Annotated in this window: 13 protein-coding genes; 8 read left to right on the plus strand and 5 right to left on the minus strand. The window is 32.0% G+C overall.

Annotated elements, in window-relative coordinates; genetic code table 11:
• The first annotated feature begins 44 nt into the window (after window positions 1–44).
• Window positions 45–2,810, plus strand: a complete 2,766-nt coding sequence (locus P2W65_RS13060) for a carboxypeptidase-like regulatory domain-containing protein (RefSeq protein ID WP_289666100.1) — start codon at window positions 45–47, stop codon at window positions 2,808–2,810.
• 4 nt (window positions 2,811–2,814) lie between these two features.
• Window positions 2,815–7,347 carry a TonB-dependent receptor plug domain-containing protein gene (locus tag P2W65_RS13065; RefSeq protein WP_289666102.1) on the plus strand — a complete coding sequence of 1,511 codons (4,533 nt, stop codon included), beginning with the start codon at window positions 2,815–2,817 and terminating at the stop codon, window positions 7,345–7,347.
• Between the two features lie 68 nt (window positions 7,348–7,415).
• Here the strand turns inward: P2W65_RS13065 and P2W65_RS13070 are convergent, their stop codons facing one another.
• Complete coding sequence (locus tag P2W65_RS13070) at window positions 7,416–8,477, minus strand: DUF3810 domain-containing protein (protein ID WP_289666103.1); 1,062 nt, start codon at window positions 8,475–8,477, stop codon at window positions 7,416–7,418.
• Window positions 8,478–8,684: 207 nt separating this feature from the next.
• Here P2W65_RS13070 and P2W65_RS13075 point away from each other — a divergent pair, with 207 nt between their 5' ends.
• Window positions 8,685–10,151, plus strand: a complete 1,467-nt coding sequence (locus P2W65_RS13075) for an aminoacyl-histidine dipeptidase (RefSeq protein ID WP_289666105.1) — start codon at window positions 8,685–8,687, stop codon at window positions 10,149–10,151.
• A 123-nt stretch (window positions 10,152–10,274) separates the two neighbouring features.
• Here the strand turns inward: P2W65_RS13075 and P2W65_RS13080 are convergent, their stop codons facing one another.
• The 3 genes from P2W65_RS13080 to P2W65_RS13090 all read right to left on the minus strand — a co-directional run bounded on the left by P2W65_RS13080 (window position 10,275) and on the right by P2W65_RS13090 (window position 13,989).
• Window positions 10,275–11,048 carry a carboxypeptidase-like regulatory domain-containing protein gene (locus P2W65_RS13080; protein ID WP_179007504.1) on the minus strand — a complete coding sequence of 258 codons (774 nt, stop codon included), beginning with the start codon at window positions 11,046–11,048 and terminating at the stop codon, window positions 10,275–10,277.
• A 250-nt stretch (window positions 11,049–11,298) separates the two neighbouring features.
• Window positions 11,299–13,206, minus strand: a complete 1,908-nt coding sequence (locus P2W65_RS13085) for a DEAD/DEAH box helicase (protein ID WP_179007507.1) — start codon at window positions 13,204–13,206, stop codon at window positions 11,299–11,301.
• Between the two features lie 204 nt (window positions 13,207–13,410).
• Entirely contained in the window at window positions 13,411–13,989 is a 579-nt protein-coding gene (locus P2W65_RS13090; RefSeq protein ID WP_289666108.1) for a non-canonical purine NTP diphosphatase, read from the minus strand.
• Between the two features lie 76 nt (window positions 13,990–14,065).
• Here P2W65_RS13090 and P2W65_RS13095 point away from each other — a divergent pair, with 76 nt between their 5' ends.
• Window positions 14,066–15,844 carry an ABC transporter ATP-binding protein gene (locus P2W65_RS13095; RefSeq protein ID WP_289666110.1) on the plus strand — a complete coding sequence of 593 codons (1,779 nt, stop codon included), beginning with the start codon at window positions 14,066–14,068 and terminating at the stop codon, window positions 15,842–15,844.
• Here the strand turns inward: P2W65_RS13095 and P2W65_RS13100 are convergent.
• Entirely contained in the window at window positions 15,825–16,208 is a 384-nt protein-coding gene (locus P2W65_RS13100; protein WP_289666111.1) for a ribosomal maturation YjgA family protein, read from the minus strand. The two genes, P2W65_RS13095 and P2W65_RS13100, sit on opposite strands and share 20 nt — an antisense overlap.
• Window positions 16,209–16,404: 196 nt before the next feature.
• On the opposite strand from P2W65_RS13100, the gene P2W65_RS13105 reads away from it, so the two are divergent.
• From P2W65_RS13105 to P2W65_RS13120, 4 genes are all read left to right on the plus strand, one after another.
• Window positions 16,405–17,583 carry a glycoside hydrolase family 88 protein gene (locus P2W65_RS13105; protein WP_289666112.1) on the plus strand — a complete coding sequence of 393 codons (1,179 nt, stop codon included), beginning with the start codon at window positions 16,405–16,407 and terminating at the stop codon, window positions 17,581–17,583.
• Window positions 17,584–17,670: 87 nt separating this feature from the next.
• Window positions 17,671–18,450: a hypothetical protein gene (locus P2W65_RS13110; protein ID WP_289666113.1), complete on the plus strand. Its 780-nt coding sequence runs from the start codon at window positions 17,671–17,673 to the stop codon at window positions 18,448–18,450.
• A complete protein-coding gene (locus P2W65_RS13115) occupies window positions 18,450–19,178 on the plus strand; it encodes a hypothetical protein (protein ID WP_289666115.1) in 729 nt (242 codons plus the stop codon). The genes P2W65_RS13110 and P2W65_RS13115 overlap by 1 nt, the downstream gene beginning before the upstream one ends.
• 87 nt (window positions 19,179–19,265) lie before the next feature.
• A complete protein-coding gene (locus P2W65_RS13120) occupies window positions 19,266–19,673 on the plus strand; it encodes a hypothetical protein (RefSeq protein ID WP_289666116.1) in 408 nt (135 codons plus the stop codon).
• The last annotated feature ends 245 nt before the right edge of the window (window positions 19,674–19,918 follow it).

Raw genomic sequence — 19,918 nt, forward strand, 5'->3', positions numbered from 1 at the left:
CTTTTGCAAAAAATGGTTCTCTATATAAAAAACAGCCAGCCCAAATGAAAAAACTATTACTCTTACTTCTTATAACCACAGCCAGTTTTTCGCAAAAAATCTATAAAGGTAATGTAAGTGAACAAGGAACTCCCGTTCCAGGCGTATCTGTATGTGTAGTAAATACTTCGAGATGTACATTTACAGATTTTGATGGAAATTATTCTATAGAAGTGAAATATGGTGATAAACTCCGTATTAGCTATCTTGGAATGAAAACACAAATTATAACAATTGGGGCTAATATGAAGTTGGAAAGTGATAATAATGTTGCGCCAATAATAAGTGATGATTATTTAGAGAATTTAAAAAAGCCAAAAGATTCTATAAAAGCAACTCGATCTTCGGGCGATTATTATTTTGATCTTACTGATTACCTCTACAATCAGACTTTAATGAAAATCAATCGTGATAATTCGGGGGTTTATAATGCTAAAACATATCATGAATATTCGAAAGCAGCATTTCAGGTCAATCAGGAGTTTGTTTATTCCATGCCAATGCGTCTTCCAAAATATCAGAATCAATTTGCACAAGGCAGAAGCTTAAATGGCGATTTGACTTACCAATCACCTCAAACCAATGAAATTTTCAGCTGGGGTCCAGATGTCAGCACTTTACAATATTCTGCCAATCCTTCCGAGTATTATCCGCAGGGTGATATTATCAATAGAAATGCTACAAGCGGAAATCCATTACAGCTTTTTAATTCAAATAACTTTTTTCAGAATACGCAGGACAATAAAGTATCTTTTAGCGCACAAATTGAAAGTCCAAAGAGAAATACTTTTAAGATTGATTTTGGATATAAGACTGGAAATACTGTAATTCCGACGAGTCGTAATAATGAAATTACTACTTCTTTAAAGTATTCCAGAACGCTTTCTTACAATAGTACAATGGATGCGATTTTGTCATATAATGATTTTGAAAACAATTTCTCCAATTCAAATTTTGGAATAAATAAAGTCATTTTTGGGAATGCTGTTACTCCAATTCATTTTGATAATCATTTTGCTTCAACCTTATCAAATGGATTACAGAGAAGTTATGCTGCAAACGAGAACAATCCGTATTATTTGATAGAGAATAATTTAGATCAAAATAAAAGTAAAACAATTTCCTTCAATTTTAATCATATTTATTCCTATGATCATTATTCGAATACACTTAACACTAGCTTTCAATCGTCAGAAATTAAAAATAGAAGCGGTCAGGGATTTTATCTTGCGGCAATTAATACACCAAATTTTGACAAGAGATCTGAGGGATTTAGAAGCTTTTCTGTTTCGGATGTTCTTAGACGCAATTTTGGATATATGAAATTTATAGAATCTAAAATCGATTTTAGATTACAGCAAAGAGATTTAGATCGTACTTTTTACTCTAGTTTTATAGTACCATCGGATATTCCTAATAATGGATCAATTCATGATAAAATCGATGTTTTGCAAAAAAGATTTGAAATTTTGTACAACATAAATGGTGCATATTATTTTAGTAATGCTTTAGGATCGAATGAAGAGTTTATACTGAAAGCAGGTTCAAATTTAAATTATTCCTCTACTGTAAATAATAATCTTTTGTTCAACTATTCAGGTGCTGCCGAAATGAAAAGATTGTTTAATACTTCTTTGAATTTTACAGCGAGTCACACTTTCACACAGACAGAACCATCACTACAAAACAATAATCTGAATTTTAATTCTTTACAATATCAAGTAAGCCAATTTAAGCAGCTGAGAAATAATTTGGAGCTCATAACACCAAAGAATGCAATTCCAACAAAAGAGAATATTACAAATTTAACATTTTCATATAGAGCTGCTTATTACTGGAATTTTTATGTAGAATATTATTATAAAAATGTTCAAGATTTGTATGCGCCAGTTTCTAATCTTAATTCTTTTACTTGGTCTCCAGATGTAAATTACAAACAAAATGGACTTGAATTTGAAATTGAGAAACAGACAGAACGAAGCAGAGATTTTAATTATGGTTTCAATTTGAATTTTACGTATTACAAAAACAAAGTAACAAGCTTAAATAACAATCAAACCAGAATCCCATTTGCAGGTTTTGCAGATGTCAATAAAAACTATATTGTAGGACAGCCACTTGGAGTTCTTGTTGGAAGTGGGTATTTAAGAGATCAAAATCAAAATGTAATTGTTGATAATGATGGTTTTCCGATGGTAGATTCGCAGCAAAAGATTTTAGGAGACCCGAATCCAGATTTTGTGGTTGGCTTTTTTAATTCGTTTCGTTACAAAGATTTTAGTCTGAATCTTTCGTTCGACTGGAGTAAAGGCGGAGAAATCTGGAACGGAACGGAACAGACTTTAAATTATTACGGAAAATCGCAATTAACAGGAAATCAAAGAGCTGTTACAAATTATGTTTTTAATGGAGTTACACCATCTGGCGATGTAAATACCAAAACAGTTTCATTTTACGACAGCAATCTTCCCGTGGAACAAAACCGCTGGGTGCGATATGGTACTTCTGGTGTAGCCGAAGATGCTGTTCAAGATGCCAGTTATTTTAGGCTCAATTCCATCAATTTAGCGTATACAAGTGATTATGGCATTTTTAGAAATAAACTAATGTTTACCATTTCTGTTTTTATGAATAATGTTTTTGTTGTTGCCAAAAGTAAAACGGCATTTAGTAACAATGCGATGTTTGGTTCTATAGATACTAGCGGTTTAGAATATTTCAACTCGCCAATGATGAAAAGTTTCGGTTCTTCTTTAACTATAAAATTTTAAGATGATGAAAAATATACTCTCAATATTGTTTTTGCTGTTATTTACAACTCTTACAGCTCAAAACATAGAAGCCGACTGGAACTCTGTTTATAAAAATTCTAATACAGAAAAAGTATATGTGCAGTTAAATAATGTACTCTACAATCTTGGTGAAACTGTATTTTTTAAAGCATTTGTTACCGAAAACGACAATAGACCTAGTACATTAAGTGCCTATTTATATGTTGATATTTTTCAAGGCAATAAAAAAGTAATTAGCCAGAATTATGAAATAGAAAATGGCAGTGCCGTATGTTCCTATAAAATTCCACATGATGCCGCTGCTGGTTTGTACAAAATATTAGCGTATACTAAAATTCAAAACCAGTTAGCTGAAAATATTTTTGAGAAAACCTTTTTTGTTCAAAAAGTAGTCTCTCCAAGAATTTTGATGACTCTGGATTTTAAAAAGAAAGCTTACGGAAAAGGTGAAACTTGTGAGGCCGATTTTGTACTTAAAAATCTGGAAAATGAGCCAATTCGAAATTATGAATTTCGATACGATGTTTTTATTGCAGGAAAAAAAATCGATTCATTGAAAGGAAAAACGGATGATTTAGGGAAAGCTGTGGTTCAATTTAAATTACCGGAAAATTTAGATTCTAATGATGGAATTCTAAATGTAATGCTTGATTATGATAATTTTAAAGAATCGGTAACACGTTCGATCCCAATTAATTTAAACTTTGTTGATTTACAATTTTTAGCAGAAAGTGGGAATTTGGTTTTAAATGAACCATCATCGTTATGTTTTATTGCTAAAAATGAATTTGGACTTCCAATGGATGTTGCGGGATTTATTGAAGATGAAAGCGGAAATAAAATCACAGATTTTAAAAGTATTCATGATGGAATGGGAAATGTAATCCTAAAAACAGAAGGAACTAAAAAATATTTTGCTGTTGTAACTTCTCCTTTTAAATCGAATGAAAAAATTACGCTGCCAGTCGCAGAAGAAAATGTATTTACAATAAATGCTAAAAAGAATGCAGAAACAGTTTCGCTGCATATTTACGCTCCATTGAAAATTGAAGGTCAAGTTTTGGTTAGAAATCTTGCTCAAATTTGTAAAACAATTAATCTGAATCTAAAAAAAGGATGGAATACTATTGAAGTCAGTACAAAAGATTTTCCTGTTGGAATTCATTCTTTTTCTTTATTGATAAAAGAGAATGTTGTCGCCGAAAGATTGGTTTTCCTAAACTATCAAGATGGGCTAAAAATAGAAATTAAAACCGATAAAGAAACGTATTTGCCTAGAGAAAAAGTAAATGTTTCAATTGTGACAAAAGACAAAAATAATGCGCCTATTCCGTCAAGTTTAGCTGTTTCTGTAGTCGATTCAAAATTACTCACTTATATTGATGATAAACAGGATAATATTTTGTCTTGGCTGTTTCTTGGATTTGAATTAAAAGGCAAAATACATGAACCAAGATTTTATTTTGATGACAATAAAGCTCAGGAAATAAAAGAAGAAGCAATTGATTTGCTGTTGAATACACATGGCTGGAGAAAATACAATCAAGAGAATCTTCAAAATTTAATTTCAGAAGTAAAAAACAGCATCCTGCCAGAACAAAACAAAGGGATAGCAGGTTTTGTTACCAATCACAAAAAAAGAGGCGTTTCGAAAAAAGTACTTCTTTTTTCAGATACTGGTAAAGTCTTCGAAACAAAAAGTAATTCTGGTGGTTATTTTGTGTTTAATAAAGTTTCTTTTTCAAGCTTTGCTTATTTGGTCGTTGAAGGAAAAAGCAATAAACAATATGTGATAACAAATTCATATACAAATAGTAATGAATTTTTGGCAATGAAAGATACGCTTAAAAATAAAATACCTTTAGAAGTAAGTTTTAGGCCGGCCGAAACAAAAGAAACCATAACAGAAAGTGGTCAAATTAGAGGAACTCCAATCGTATTGTCATCAGATTCGGCTAATTTATCAGAAGTAGTAGTTGTAGGTTATGGAAGTACTAACAAAAAAATGATTTCTGGTGCTATTGTAAAAATAAACGCTGCAGATATCACTAATTCTTTAAGCGGAAGAGCAGCAGGAATTCAAATAACAGAATCTTCTGGACAGCCGGGATCTGCAGACAAAGTTAGAATTAGGGGATTAAGTTCAGTTTATGGAAGCAGAGCGGGAGGGCAACCTTTAATTGTTGTAGATGGAATTCCATACGTTAATAATGAAAATTCCTCTGTTTTTGGCAATTTATCGGTAAATTCAATAGAATCAGTTACAATTCTGAAAGATGCTTCGGCAACAGCGATTTATGGATCTTCTGGTAATTCAGGCGTAATTTTAATTACGACGAAAGGTAGAATGTTTCAAGGAAATATTCTTTTAGGAAAAAAACACAAATACTCTTTTCAGCAGATAAATAAAACTTCGGCTAAAGTGATAAGTGTAGCAGAAAGATTTTATGTGCCAAAATACCAATCTACAATCGTTGAAGAAAAAACAGATTTTAGAACTTGTATTTACTGGAATTCAATTATTCAGACAGATAAAAACGGTAGGGCCAATTTTGAATTTTATACTTCAGATGATAATACTTCTTTTAAAATTCTAGCAGAAGGAACATCTTATAAAGGTGATTTAGGCAAATCGGAAGCTGTTTTTGCTGTAAAAGAGTTAATTCAAACCGATGTAAAAGTGCCACTTTATGCTTCGCAGGAAGATGTAATTTTAGTACCGCTTTGGCTGAAAAATAATTCAGACAAGAACTTAAACTTAACGTATAAAGTTAATTTTTATGAACAAAAGGATTTAGTTGAACAAACCTCTTCTGTGGGACTAAAACCAAATGAAACAAAAAGTATTACTATCAAATTAATTGCGTCTAAAATTGGAAGAAATATACCATTGGGAATCGCCTTAACTGGAGACGATTATAAAATGACTGTTAGAAAAACAATTGATGTCTATTCAAAGGGATTCCCTGTAAATATTGATATTTCTGGGGTAAAATCTCAAACAGCAGCGTTTGAAATTCAAGATGCATTTCCAGGATCAATTACCAGTGATTTTAAATTGTTTTATAATCCATTTTCCGCCATTTTCAGTTCTCTTGAAGGAATGATGCGTGAACCTTACGGCTGTTTTGAGCAGGTTTCTTCCTCAAATTATCCTAATATTATGGCGATGCAATTGCTTAAGTTTAAAAACATGTCACCAGAATTTAAGGAACGTGCTTTGAAGTATTTAGAAGTTGGATATAAAAAGCTTAAGAATTACGAGTCCAAAGGTGGTGGTTTTGAATGGTATGGAGGCAATCCAGGCAATGAAGCATTGACTGCCTATGGGTTATTGCAATTTCATGAAATGAAAGAGTTTGTCAATGTAGATCAGAAAATGATTGACAGAACTATAGAATGGTTGAATTCCAGAAAAGATGATAAAGGCGGATTTAGTCAAAATCCGGGTAGATATGGTTTCTCAGGAATAAAAAGTACTGTGAATAATGCCTATATCGTTTATGTTTTATCTGAAATTGGAAAAATGGATATCGAAAAGCAGTATCAAACGGCTTTGGAAGAAGCTTTAAAAAGCAAAGATTTATACAGAATGGAACTAGCTGCTTTAGCCGCATTTAATTTGAATAAAATTCCAGAATACAAATCGCTTATGAGTTTGATAAAAGCCAAAATGGATAAACAAGTTTTTAATCATTTAGAAGCAGAACAAACCGTTATCAATAGTTACGGCAAATCGATGAATATAGAAATTGCTTCCTTGTATGCCATTGCTTTATTGAAAGAAAAAGAAATTACAGAGGAAGTCACAAAAACTTTAAATTTTATTCAATCTTCCAGAACATCTTATGGATTTGGTTCAACGCAAGCGACTGCTTTGGCATTAAAAGCAATTACAGAATTTAATAAACTTTATATTAATACAGTAGCGGTTAAACAAGCGGTAATGAGTTTTAATGATGAGACAATGGATTTATCTCAAAAGGATAAAAGTGGAAATTTAGCTTTAAATGATTTAAAAATAAAAGAAGGGAAAAATAAGTTTGATATTCAAATTCAGGAAGATAATATAATTCCTTATACTTTGCAGATTCAGTACAATACGTACACACCAATTAATTCTAAAGAATGTAAATTGTCTTTAAAAACAAACGTTTTACAAAACAAAGTAAAAATAAGCGAAACGCTTAGAGTTCAAATTGAAGTTGAAAATAAAACCGCAAAAGAAGTTTCAAATCCAATTGCAAGAATAGGAATTCCGGGTGGACTGACTCCAGAACCTTGGCAACTTAAAGAATTAGTAGAAAAAAATGCTGTGGATTATTATGAAATCTTTGGCAACGAATTGGTGTTTTATTTTAGAAAATTGAACGCTAGAGAAACCCGTAAAATTAATGTTGATTTTAAAGCTATTGTTCCAGGAGATTATAAAGGAATTGCTTCGTCAGCTTATTTATATTACGAAAAGGAACACAAAAATTGGAATAAAGGTTTAGAAATTGAGGTTTTACCTTAATTCAATAAGTTGAATATCCTAACAGGTTTTCAAAACCTGTTAGGTGTTTTTGATTTCAGATTGAAGAATTAAAGTTTTTTATCTCTATAATAATTAATCATCAAATCAATAAACTTGCTGTAGCTTTCCATTCCGTCTTTCTGATTGTTTGATTTTAAGAAATTATCATAGAGAAAATGGAAACCTTCGTCAATAAAAGTGTCGTATTTTTTCCAAAAATCTTCGCTTTCTTTATAGTTTTTCAAAATTCCGGGATGAACAGTTTTCTTTAATTGATTAAAAACGTTCTCATTTTTGTATTTCCAGATTCCTAAACAATAGCGTAAAACAAAACTGTATCCAGAATATTGGTAATATAAATTATCATTTTTAACTGAAGCCAAAACACCAATAAAGTTACACTCGTTTTCACTAGCGTATCCAATCTGATGTGCCATTTCATGCGAAGTGGTGACTGGAAAATTATACATTGGAAGTAAATAGTTTATCTGTGCTTCATTGGTAAATGGATTTAAATAACCTCCAAATCCCATATAAGTTAAAGGCAAGCTAAATAAAGATTTTTTTACGCTTAAAGTTTCATATTTGAAATATGGATATTCGTTTGCCAAATTATCATAACCGTTCAAAATCAGATCAAAAGATTCTTTTTGAGAATAAGGAAACACAATTTTTTCACTCTTATTCTTTGTAATGGCAAGTTGAATTTCATTTGTTTTTACTATTAGCCTTTTGGTAAAAGCATATAGATCAGCATCTGAATATTCTCTTTTAATTTCCATTTTTTCAAATAGAGGTTTGCGATAATAGTTGAAAGCCCAAAGAAGATGGAAGAAAAAATAAAAAACAGAAATTTTTCCTAAGATTGTTAAAAGATTGTCTTTCCAATCTGTCCTCCAATTTTTTCTGATTCTCCAAAACCATCCAATTATAGATAAAATTAAAAGTGCATAAATACAATCGCCAAGAGAGAAAGGAATTTTCCCCAAAGCTATTCTCGAAAAATGCGAAATTCTTAGAAAGAGATTATTGCTGTAAAAGCCTTCTACATAATCTGGAAAATACCTCAGAATTCTTAAAAAGATAATTTGAACTAAAAGAAATAAGGGAAGAATATATTTTGATTTCACAGTATAAATTTTGGATTCGTAAATATAATTACAATTTTGACTGATAAAAAAATGTTGGCGACGAATTGCACGATTTTTCACTAATTACCAGTTTAATGTAGCTTAGAGCCATTATAATTTGTGCTAATTCATATAATTCGCGGCTAAAAAAGCAATTAAACTTTGTAACTTTGAAGCGCTTAATTGTTAAACATCAAACAAAATATAATGAGTCAAGAAATAAGAAATCTGGAACCAAAAGCACTTTGGAATAAATTCGCAGATTTAAATGCTGTTCCGCGTCCATCAAAGAAAGAAGAGCGCGTAATTGAGTTTATGAAAAACTTTGGAAGCAGCTTAGGTCTGGAAACTTTTGAAGATGAAATTCGAAATGTAATTATCAGAAAGCCTGCAACTCCTGGTATGGAAAATCGTAAACCTATCGTAATGCAAGGACATTTGGATATGGTACACCAAAAAAATGCAGATACAGTTTTTGACTTCGATACTCAGGGAATCGATATGTATGTAGATGGAGACTGGGTTCGTGCTCGTGGCACAACACTTGGAGCCGATAATGGGTTAGGAGTAGCGACTATTATGGCAATTTTAGAAAGCAAAGATATTCCGCATCCTGCGATTGAAGCTTTGTTTACAATCGATGAAGAAACTGGAATGACAGGAGCTTTAAATCTTAAAGGAGGTATTTTACAAGGACAGATTTTATTAAACCTAGATACGGAAGAAGATGATGAAATTGATATCGGATGTGCAGGAGGAATCGATGTAACAGCTACAAGAACGTATCATGAAGAAGAAGTTCCAGAAGCTTCTGTTGGATATACGATTACGGTAAAAGGGCTAAACGGAGGACATTCAGGAATGGATATCCATAAAGGTTTAGGAAATGCCAATAAAATTATGAATCGTTTATTGTTTGATGCATTTGAAAACTTCGGTTTACAAATTGTTGAAATTAATGGAGGAAGTCTTCGAAATGCAATTCCGAGAGAAAGTGTTGCCAAAGTAATCATTTCTCAAATGTTTGATGAAGCATATGTTTATGATATGCAGGAAATTATTGCTGATATAAAAGCAGAATATAAAACAACTGAGCCCAATTTAACGATTGAAATTGTAAAAGGAGATTTACCTGAAAAAGTAATGGATCTTGGTGTTCAGGAAGGAATTATCAGAGCAATTTATGCGGCGCAGAATGGAGTATACAAAATGAGCGCTGATATGGCTGATTTGGTTGAAACTTCTAATAATATTGCTCGTGTAGTTATAAAAGATGGAGAAATTTTGGTTGGATGTTTAACACGTTCTTCTGTTGAATCTTCAAAATTTGATTTGGCTAATTCTTTACGTTCTGCTTTTGAATTAGTAGGATGCGAAGTAGAACTTTCTGGTTCTTATCCAGGATGGACTCCAAATGTAAATTCTGAGATTTTGGAAGTTTTAAAAGAGATTTACGAAAAGCAAAACGGAGAACAGCCTAAAGTTGTAGCTTGTCATGCAGGTTTAGAATGTGGAATTTTAGGCACTAATTATCCGGATATGGATATGATTTCTTTTGGGCCAACAATTCATGGAGCACATTCTCCAGATGAAAGAGCAAGTATTTCTTCTGCTCAGAAATATTGGAAATTTGTTTTAGAAATTCTTGAGAATATACCAGTTAAGAATTATTGATCAGTGGTCAGTTTTTTTAGTGATCAGTAATCTGGAAAACTTATAGTAAAAAAAGGAGTGATTTATCACTCCTTTTTTTTTGTATATACTGACCACTAAAATCTGACCACTGATCACTTAACTTTAGTTTCTTTTCAAAACTTTATACTGTTCATAACAAGCACTAATGGCATCCATAATCTGCAAATCATTTGCTGTTTGAATGAATGAGTCAGAATAGTTGCATCGATGCATGATTTCGGGGATTTCGTCTTTGCTGATCCCTAATAATACTGCAACGGTTTCACGATCGTATTTTGATTCTAAAAGTGTTCGTACAGTATCATCCTTTTTCATTTCCTTCAATTTCTTGAGCTCTTTACCATTTTTTCCGAAGAAATTATAAAGCATATCGGCGGGATTGAAGATGGATCCTAAGACTTTACCAAAAGCATTTGGAGCATATTCTCCTGCTTCATAACCTTGAGTAAGACCAGAAATACTGTAACGATAATTTTCTTTTGTTGGAATTAATTTAGAGTCAATTTCAAGATAACCTGTTAAGGTAAACGGAGCAATAATAACTTCTTCTAGAGCAATTGCTTTTTCGGTAAGCTGAATTCGTGTTACTTTGTTTTTGATCCAGTCATTTGTAACTCTAATTCTAAGAGATTGGAAACCAAGAATAGAAAAATGCAGTGTATCATTGACTTGCACATCAATTTCAAAATACCCTTTTTCGTCAGATTTTGCACCACGAACTTTGTTGGTATTAATAATGTTTACACCTGCTAAGGGCTGTTTGCTGTTGTCGTTAATAATGTAACCTGAAACTCTTTGGGGAACCGTTGGCTGCGTATCTTGCGCAAAACCAATGTTAGCCATAAGAATAAAAAAGAAAACTGCGAAATATTTCATATCCTGATTTAAAGCTCTAAAAGTAGTAAATCGGGATTAAATATCTCGCAGTCTTGGAATTTAATTATAAGAAAATTAACAAAGGCTGCAGTATTGTTTTTTTGTGTTAAATAAAAAGAGATGGGGAAGATTAAGTTATATTGTTTTGGATTGAAGAGCTCATCATAGCAAAAAAAATCTATGCATAAAAAAATCCCAAATTCCAATTATATCTGGAATTTGGGATTTTATATTTTAAGAAATTGAAATATTAATCTCTTCTTGGTCTTCTTGGTCTAGACGAATCACCAAAGCTTTCAGAACGTCTTGGAGCTCTGTCTGAGCCTCCGTTTTCGTTTCTTGGAGCAGAACTTCTAAAACCACCTTCTCTTCTTGGAGCTGATGAATTTCTATCACTTCTGAATCCGCCTTCGCGTGAACCTCCGTCTCTTGAAGAGTTTCTATCGCTTCTAAATCCGCCTTCACGTCTTGGAGCAAAATTTCCTTCTCTTCTGCCAGAATCACGTCTTCCACCACGGTTGTTGTGGTCACGTCTTCCACCGCCATCATTTTTAGAAATCTCAACATTAATACGACGACCTTCTAATTGTACGTTGTTTAAAACGTCCATTACTTTGTCTGTATGCTGTGGATCAGTATTGAAGAAAGAGAATCCTTCTTTTACGTCAACTTTAAAGATATCATCACGACCTAAGTCTAATGTTTCTTTCAAGTAATCTTTTAATGACATCCAGTCGAAGTTATCTCTAGAACCGATATTCACGAAATAACGAACTGCTCCGTTATTGTTGAATTCTCTTGGCTCAGAATCACCTCTTTCGCGTCTGTCTGAAGATTGAGTAGAAATATCTCTGTTCTTTTTGTAATAAGCAATGAAACGGTTAAATTCTACTGAAACCATTTTCTTAATCAATTCTTCTTTAGATAAATCTTCAAGAACATTGTTAATTGCTGGTAAGTAGTTGTCAATTTCGTGATCAACCTCAGTATCTTTAATTTTGTTCGCTAAGTGCAACAACTGAATTTCGCAGATTTCGATTCCAGAAGGAATAGTTTTTTCTTCGAATTTTTGTTTGATGATTCTCTCGATAGAAGAAATTTTACGTAACTCACTTTTTGTGACAATTACAATAGAAGTACCTAATTTTCCTGCTCTACCAGTACGACCAGAACGGTGGTTGTAAGTTTCAATCTCGTCAGGTAATTGGTAGTTCACAACGTGTGTTACGTTATCAACATCAATACCACGTGCAGCAACGTCAGTAGCAACAAGCATCTGAATTTGTCTTCCACGGAAAGATTTCATTACACCATCACGTTGCGCTTGAGATAAATCTCCGTGTAACGCAGCGGCGCTATATCCATCTTCAATTAACTTCTCAGCAATAGCTTGAGTGTCTCTTTTTGTACGACAGAAAACTACAGAGAAAATGTCTGGGTTAGCGTCAGCTAAACGTTTTAACGCTTCGTAACGATCACGAGCATTTACTAAGTAAAATTCGTGAGAAACTGTAGATGAACCAGAGTTTTTAGTTCCTACAGTGATTTCTAATGGTTCGCTCATGAATTGTTTTGCAATTCTGGCAACCTCTTGCGGCATAGTTGCAGAGAACAACCATGTGCTTTTTTCATCTGGAGTATCTGATAAAATAGATACAATGTCATCATAGAATCCCATGTTTAACATTTCGTCAGCCTCATCCAAAACACAGTAATCTATGTTTTTAATGTTCACTAAACCTCTGTTAATCATGTCTTGCATTCTTCCTGGAGTTGCCACAATAATTTGTGCTCCTCTTTTTATTTCTCTTGCTTGTTCTGTTATACTAGCTCCTCCGTAAACTGCTACCACATTAATACCTTTTTCGTATTTAGAGTAGTTTTTAAGTTCGTTAGTAATCTGTAAACATAACTCGCGTGTTGGCGATAAAACTAATGCTTGTGTATTTCTGTTGTCGGCATCAATTTTTTGAATTAGCGGAAAACCGAAAGCTGCCGTTTTCCCTGTCCCTGTTTGAGCCAACGCAACCATATCCGTGTCTTTTTCCAATAATAGGGGAATCGCCTTTTCCTGTACCTCTGACGGATTTTCAAATCCTAGATCTAAAATCGCCTTCAGTAACGATTCATTTAATCCTAATTGTTCAAATTTATTCATATGTGTTTTTAAAATAGGGTGCAAAATTACTGTTAATTATTCAGATAAACTAATGCAATTTCAAGAATTATGTATTTGTTATGATTTGATTATCAAAAAGTTACGATTTTGGTAAAATGATTTTTTATAAGAAATCAAGAATTTGTCCCAAAAACACGTCTTAAAATGTAAAAATTAAGTATTAAAATGTTGTATTTTAAACAATTATTTTGTGGTGTTCAGGAAATCAATTAGTTGCTTAACCGCTTTTCCGCGATGACCAATGGTGTTTTTTGTTTCCAAAGGCAGTTCTGCAAAGGTTTTGTCAAAATTTTCAGGTTTAAAAATTGGATCATATCCAAAACCATTTGTACCCGTTTTGCTTAATGTTATTTCGCCTTTTGCAATTCCTGTAAATAAATATTGTTTTCCGTTAAGATTTAAAGTGATAACGGTTTTAAATTGGGCGTTGCGATTTTCTTTGTCTTTTAATCCGTCCAAAAGTTTATTCATATTATCGTCAGCATTTTTCTGTTCGCCGGCATAACGTGCAGAATAAACTCCAGGTTTGCCATTTAAAGCATGAACTTCTAAACCTGTGTCATCTGCAAAACAATCATAACCATATTTCTGGGTTACATAATCTGCTTTTAAAATCGCATTTCCTTCAATGGTATCTGCAGTTTCTGGAATATCTTCCAAACAATTAATATCTTCTAAACTTAATATTTTAATGCTTTCAGGAAGCATACTTTGAATTTCGGCAATTTTATTTTTGTTGTTTGAAGCGAAAACGAGTTTCATAGCATTAAGTGTTTAAATGATTTTCAACACAAATTTAGAATTCTTATATTTGATATGTTAGCTAAAATTCAAATAAATGCAATTATCAGTACTTTATAAAAAAATCCTGCCTTTTGTAAAGCCTTACAGAAAAATGGTAATTGCGACTTTACTGCTTACGTTTTTAGGTTCCTTTGCAGCGCAGGTAAATGCTATTATTTTAAAATATACGGTTGATACAATTAATACTTTAATGGTGGCGCATGAACCATTATCAAAAGGATTTCATCTTTTGGGAATTATTAGCATCGTCCTATTGACAAAAGAGTTGGTTAATTCTGTTGTGCAATTTGGACAGAAATTCTATGGAGAAAAACTCCGCATCTTTATTACACGTGATATTTCTCAAACCATAGTCGAAAAAATCTTAAGCTACAGAATGGAGTTTTATACTTCTGATGAAAACGAAAGCGGTAAATTACAGACCAGAATTGATGCCGGAATCAGCAGTTTGACACGATTGGTTCAAAACTTCTTTATTGACATTCTACCTTTATTTGCCAATGCGTTTGTGGCTTTGGTTATTATGTTTTATGCTAATGTTTATGTGGGGTTGGTAAGTTTGTGTATTATTCCGATTTACTTTTATATTAGCCAGTTACAGGCAACGAAACTAAGCGGATTCAGAAGAAGAATGCGTAATTATCGCGAAACTAAGAATAACGGAATCATAAGTCTGATTGAATCTATAACGGTGATTAAATCTTTTGTGCGAGAATCTACAGAAGCCGATCGCCATGAAAAGATTCAGTATGAAATGACCGAAAATCAGTTGGAAACCCGAAAAACCAGTTTTATTTTCGAAAGCATTAAAAGTTTTGTGGAGCAAATTGGAGTTGTAATTATAATTATTCTGACCGCTTATTTTGTGTTGAATAATCAAATGACAATTGGCGCGATCATGTTTCATATTATGTTATTCAATAATGTTTCGTCTCCAATTAGACAATTGCACCGAATTTACGATGAAGTCAATGACGCTTTAATTTATTCTGAAGGTTTCTTTGATATTTTGGAAGCCGAAAAAGAAAAAGAAACCAGCGGTACTTATATTCCAGAAAAAATCGTCGGATTAATAGAAGTAAAAAATGTTGATTTTATTTATCCAAACGGAACTCAAGCTTTGTTTGATATTAATTTTACGGTTAAACCGAATGAAACTTCTGCTTTAGTTGGATTGAGTGGTGCAGGAAAAAGTACCATTATTAATTTACTGGATAAGTTTTATCTTCCATCGTCAGGGCAGATCTTTTTAGACGGAGTGGATTTAATAGATTACGATACCGATTTCCTTCGAAAAAATATAGGTTTGGTGCTTCAGAAAAACCATATTTTTAAAGGAACCGTTGCCGAAAATATTTTATACGGAAATCCTGAAGCTTCGCATGAAGAAGTCATTGAAGCGGCTAAACAAGCTTATATTCACGAACAAGTGATTCAATTGCCAAAAGGTTATGATTCTGATGCTCATTTGCTTTCGGGCGGACAGCAGCAGCGAATTGCAATTGCGAGATTGTTTCTCAAAAATCCGCCAATTATTTTCCTTGATGAACCAACAGCAAGTTTAGATGCGATTGCCACAGAGCAAATTAAAAAGTCTTTAGATGCTATCAAAAAAGATCGAACTGTAATAATAATATCGCATAGTATTTCCCAAATAATAGATGCGTCAAATATTATTGTTTTAGAAAAAGGAAGATGTGTCGAAAAAGGAACTCATGACGAATTATACGATAATAAAGGAACCTATTATCAAATTTTTATGGCAATGGCCAACAGTTTAAATATTGATAAAATCACGCAGACTTTCGATTAAGAAAATTCAAAGTAAATTTTTCTGCAATAAAAGCTACAAAGATTCCAAATGTATATGCAATAATATCTTCCCATAAAAATCCCTGTCCCAAAACATATCTTCCAAAAAGAGTTTTTCTGAGTTCTACCATCCATTCACCTTGATACAATTGTAAAAATTCAATTGCATAACAAATCAACAGAGAAAGTAATGCAATTAAGAAAGCATTTTTAAACGGAAGAAATATTCGAACTAAAAAATATATCATTATAGCATAAAGAAAATCGCCTATCCATAATGGAATGAAAGAGATTTTTCTAGAAAGAATTCCAAGGAAAATGATGGAGAAGAAAATTATGGTGTAGTAGATTCTTGGTTTTTTCAAGTTTAGAAAGGGTTTATTTAAAAGCAAATTTATATTAAAATATTGGTAACCGCTCTTTGTCAAAGTTTAAAACTTTGACAAAGAGAAAATTCAAAAGATGTGCATCAATAATCCAATTCTAGGCATCTAAAAATACAAAACCTAAATGGATTCACTTTATTTCCTAAATTTATCGATTAAACAAACTATCAACCACATGAATACAAAATTTTTCACTTTGATTACCGCTTTGTTTCTTTTAGGAAATCAAGGTTATTCTCAAAAAGACAAAACGTTTAATATTAAAAAACAGCTGGAATATTGTGCAGAACAAGCTTCTAAAACATTAAAAGTAATTCCAAATGACGGTACTTCGCCACGAACAGTTCCGAATGGAAGCAGAGAATGGAAATTTGTTGGTTATAAAGACTGGACAAGCGGATTCTGGCCGGGTGAATTATGGTTTTTGTATGAAGCGACGAAAGATAAAAAATGGGAAAAAGAAGCAGATAAGTTTAGTCGTTTTTTAACTCCTTTATCAGTCAGTAAAGCGGGTGATCACGATTTAGGTTTTCAGGTTTTTAATAGTTTTGGTAACGGTTACCGATTGACTAAAAATCCAGAATACAAAGAAATTATCCTGAAAACTGCTGATACTTTGGCGACACTTTTTAATCCAAAAGTGGGAACCATTCAGTCTTGGCCTCATAATAAAATGGGCGGTCACAATACAATTATTGATAATATGATGAATTTGGAACTTTTGTTTTGGGCATCTAAAAACGGTGGAAATAAAAAGTTGTATGATATTGCCGTAAAACATGCCGAAACTACCATGGCGAATCATTTTAGACCTGATAATACGTCTTATCACGTTATCATTTATGATTTTGAAACCGGTAAAAAAATAAAAGGAAGAACAGCTCAAGGATACAGCGATGATAGTATGTGGGCACGTGGTCAGGCATGGGCAATTTATGGTTTTACTATGACTTATAGAGAAACAAAAGATGATAAATTTTTAGACTTCGCTCATAAGTTAGCAAGAGTGTATTTGGATAAATTAACCACAGAAGATTTAGTTCCGTATTGGGATTTTAATGCACCAAATATTCCGAACGAATCTCGAGATGCTTCTGCTGCTGCAATTGTTTCTTCTGCGCTTTTAGAATTAAGTGACTATACAAAAGATAAAAATTTAAAAAATGAATATTTAGCAAAAGCGAAAAAAATGATCGTTTCACTTTCGGATCATTATCAGAGTCATGATGTCAATTCAGCATTTTTATTACATTCAACGGGACATAAACCAGCAGGAAGTGAGATAGATTGTTCTATAAATTACGCAGATTATTACTATCTAGAGGCATTATTAAGACTTCAGAAAATAAAATAGTTTGCGGTTTGAAACATTTGCAAAAGCTTTAAAAAAGTATATTTTTGTAGTAAAAATTTTGCAGTGTAAATGCTTAAAAAAAAGACTATGATTAGAAAAATTACCCAAATTCTATTGACCTTAACTATTTTACTGTCTTTATCAAGCTGTAGAGATACTAAACAAAAGATTCAGGCATTTGTAAATTCCTATAACAATTCGGCGGCTAATTATAGTAATGACATGATTACTTCGACCAAAGCAAAAGCATTTCTTGATCAAAAAAGAATTGAGATTACGATGGAGACTATGGTAGAACAGAATGAAAACAATAAATCTGTTTATGGACAGCTATTTCCAGCTTTTTTAAAGGAAATGTTTGCAACAGATAAAGACATCAGAGAATTAACTGATGAAGGTGTCGTAATTCAAATTGATTTTCTGGCAAGTGATAATACGTCGATTGCTGAATTCAAAATTGATAAAAAAGAGCTTGATGCACTCATTAAAAAGAATGCAGGAAAACCTAAAGTGTCATTGGAATCAGTAGCGTCTAATACTGATTCTCAGCTTCAGGAAATAATAGTTGTGATGAATAGAAGCATGCCAATAAAAAATGGCGATGGAAGTACGATTATAAAAATTTATCTGAACAAGGAAAATCAGCTTGTTTATCAGGTTGAAATGCCTCAGGATATTTTGGCATTGTTAAAAGATAAAGCAACAAATTCTTTGGTAAAAGAAAGCATCCTAAGGGAAGGTAATATTCAAAAAGTAGGTGCTATGATAAAGCCTTATAATATTAATGCTATAAAGTATGAGTATTTAGATGCTAAGGGGAAAATTGTTAACAGCTTAGTTTTAACAGAAAAAGATCTTAAGTTATAATGAGTGAAGAATCAACAAGCTGGAAAACTATTTTAAGCATTGTTTTTGTTGTAGTAAGTTTAGCAAGACTTATTTCAACCTGTTCAGACATGAATAGGAAAAATAATTCGAGGATTAATGATATCGATGTTAGTCCTTATATTATGACGCAAGAAAAAGCTGAATCTCTAGCGGAACAAAACAGAATAAATATTCAAATTGCGCAGTTTGAAAAGAATAGGCGTTCCAATAATTTGTTTTATAAAAATTATGTAGCATTAGATAGTCTTAGCCTATTGGAACTGGAAGATTATGGAGTTTGCAAACTAAAAAAAGATACGTTGGTTTTTATTGATATAAGAACACAATTAAATATCCCAAAAGAGTATTTTCTACAAAACAATCACGACGATTCTTTGCGTATAGCTATAAAATCTCCTAGAAATTTAACGATTTTTGTCCATGATTTTGAGACTAAAGAAAGTGTAGAAAACAGCTTTAAAAGCCTGAAGAGATATAGTAATCTTAAGAAATTTAAAATAGAAAATACTTTAGATATGGCTAAGGCTGTGTCGTATCAAATTTCTAAAGAAAACAAAAAGTATAATGGTTATGCTATAATTTTTCAAAATAAAGGAAGAGATTATATGACGTTTTTTGAATTTGAAAGTACGACACTTTCAGAGGATTTGATAAAAAATAAAGCATTCGATTTTTTAATTCAAAATGTAAAACAGAATAAAAAGTAACCGTTTTGAAGTAAAAGTTTTTTTAATTGAATTGTTAAAAAATGTCAATTTTAATCATTAAATTGGATGGAGTTAAAAAGTAAAATTATGAGAAAGAAAATAAGCCAGATTGCCTTTGCGATAATGATAGTGGTAATGCTTGTAAGCTGTAAAAATACCAAGCAGAAACTTCAAGAATATGTTGTTACCTATAATAAAAGCATTGCTCCTAGTTTTAGAGCTGATAATGTAACACTTACTACAGCAAGAGGTTATATTAATGATAGTAAAATTGAATTGCGCTTTGAAACCGATTTAGAACAAAGTGAAAAAAATAAAGTCGCTACGTCTATAGCATTTATAAGAATGATAAAATTGATGATTGAAAAAGATCAGATTCCAAGACAATTAATTGAAGAAGGTGTTCAATTTGATGTTTATTTTCTGGCAGATGATAATACTGTTTTAGCTAAGGAAGTGCTAACAGGAGAATCTCTTAAATATTTGTTGAAATAATATGACGGTCTTTGCTTCATTTAATTCTTACATATTAAAAGCCGCTTTAAATTTAATTTAAAGTGGCTTTTTTGTATCTGCCGTTTATTTTTAAGTGTAAAATAAACCTTTTATTCTTACAATTTTATCTCGTTTTGCTTTATAAATGTTTTGTATTCAAGTAATTAGAGGATGTTTTTTATCGATTAGATGTTGTTTTTATGTTATAAATTAATTATGTTTGAGTTAAAAAATAACTATAAAAC

The organism is Flavobacterium panacagri (genome assembly GCF_030378165.1).
In the GTDB taxonomy this organism is placed as follows: Bacteria; Bacteroidota; Bacteroidia; order Flavobacteriales; family Flavobacteriaceae; genus Flavobacterium; species Flavobacterium panacagri.